The organism is Shewanella sp. K8 (assembly GCF_028823715.1).
Lineage (GTDB): Bacteria > Pseudomonadota > Gammaproteobacteria > Enterobacterales > Shewanellaceae > Shewanella > Shewanella algae.
Genome location: NZ_JAPEHY010000081.1, coordinates 1 through 1,692 on the forward strand (window position 1 = coordinate 1; position 1,692 = coordinate 1,692).

2 protein-coding genes and 2 pseudogenes are annotated in these 1,692 nt (G+C 47.9%); 1 reads left to right on the plus strand and 3 read right to left on the minus strand.

Annotated features, from left to right (window positions below; all coding sequences use genetic code 11):
* Positions 1-513, plus strand: a pseudogene (locus ON072_RS20955) (glutathione synthase); the annotation flags it as partial.
* A gap of 44 nt (positions 514-557) precedes the next feature.
* Here the strand turns inward: ON072_RS20955 and ON072_RS20960 are convergent.
* From ON072_RS20960 to ON072_RS20970, 3 genes and pseudogenes are all read right to left on the minus strand, one after another.
* The gene (locus tag ON072_RS20960; protein WP_261753247.1) at positions 558-722 is read right to left on the minus strand and encodes a hypothetical protein; all 165 of its coding nucleotides are present in this window, start codon (positions 720-722) and stop codon (positions 558-560) included.
* An 11-nt stretch (positions 723-733) separates the two neighbouring features.
* Entirely contained in the window at positions 734-1,438 is a 705-nt protein-coding gene (locus ON072_RS20965; RefSeq protein WP_261753248.1) for a zeta toxin family protein, read from the minus strand.
* A 16-nt stretch (positions 1,439-1,454) separates the two neighbouring features.
* Positions 1,455-1,692: pseudogene (locus ON072_RS20970) on the minus strand (BREX-1 system phosphatase PglZ type B); the annotation flags it as partial.

A 1,692-nucleotide genomic window follows, 5' to 3' on the forward strand; every position in this document is an offset into this window, starting at 1 on the left:
AACTGTCCTGAGTTACTTAATGCCATCTCGCTCATTCGTGCTGAATTTTTATCTGACGGATCCCCCTCGCCTAAAAGTGGTCGCGCTATGCGAGGCGAAGATAAAAACTGGATAAAAGCCCAATGGGTCAACGGTGTGACTTACGATGATTACACCCCTAGCTGTGCCAAGGCTCGAGCGCTGGATTTTACCGCAAAGCTAGACGAGGGGATTGCCGTTGAATTTAACCAAATTGTGAACCCAGGTGGCGGCGAAACCACTGCCGAAAAGCGGGTCATGGCCAGCATTTTCAGTATCTACAACTTGTCCAGGCAGACAGACGCCTTTAAACGGGCGATGGACATAGATGACATGGCCGAAATCTGCCAGGATCTGGGCTGCGAGCAGGATGACACAGTGATCCTGCTTTACCAGCGGGGCGAATATTCGCAATCGCTAACCGATGAAAAACAAAGCGCAGTCACACTGTCGAACATCAGTCATCGAAGCATTTTTAAACAGAAAAGCCGCTGATATCAGCGGCTTTCATTAATTCAATCATCATTGTCCAGCTAGTGTCAGCTCAAACAGCCGTCGCTATTAGCCTTGGCAATCATCTCTTTTTGCTCTTGAATCGTCTCTTTCACGATTTTATCAAAGAACTTCTTTTTCTCTCTGGATGATGCATGTCGCACAAAATCAGAGAAAGCGGTCGATTTGACCTTATCACGTTTAGCTAACATCACTTCCTCCTCTAATCTACTGCCTTGATGCCAACAATGACCTCTAAGGACTGGCGATTGTACTTTTTGCGCAGTAAAGCGTCAATGTCAGTCACATTAAAGTGGGGCTTGTCATTGTTACCGTCAATATTTTTTTCAATAAACATAATCTCAATTTGGTCACCAAAGTGGCGTTTAAGTTCACTTACCACCCGTTGTGACGCCAAAAACTGCTCCACAAACACCGCCCGACCTTCAACCCTTTCTCTCGCTTTGACTAACTGCCACGCTTGCTCAGGGTCTTGGTAAACAAAGATAATCTCAACAAAGCGATGTTTATCCAATGAACGCTGAATATTATCTTTGGCTTTCTCAAAGCTTGACAGCGTCGAGTCCAAGATAAAACTAACGCCATTCTTCAATGCCTTATCATGCACGGCTTCTACTAAAAGTGTAGCCGGGCGCTGAAACAGCGGCGAATTCAGGCCATTGTAGTCCTCAAACTCCTTCCTTAGCTCATCATTTTCGATGTGTACTAAGCCTTGACCATGCTCATCGGCAAAAGCACGAATAATCGCACGTGCGGTTTCAGTCTTACCCGCGCCTGGGGATCCCGCCATAAACACCGAAACCGGGGCTTCCTCCTCTGGCAAGTGGTCAACCAACCGTTTGGCCACCGCCTTTTTCATCTTTTTGGCTTCTTTAATCGCTTTGTCCGTGATCAGCTTATCGTCCATCACTGGCACCTTTCACTCACCCTTGGCTCACCTTCAGCACGGGCGTTAAGCACTCCTGCAGACTCAGCCCACCGTGATTGTAATAATCGCCGGCGGTAAAGGCCCCTACCCCGGGCGCCATGGCAAGCGATACCGCACTATTCCAATGCCAGCCAACCTGAGGTAAGTCAGTGCTGGCGTTATCATGGAGAATGGCACAGCGCGATAAATACTTACGCACCAATGGCTTTTCAAGCTCAACCTTGGGCAGTTTG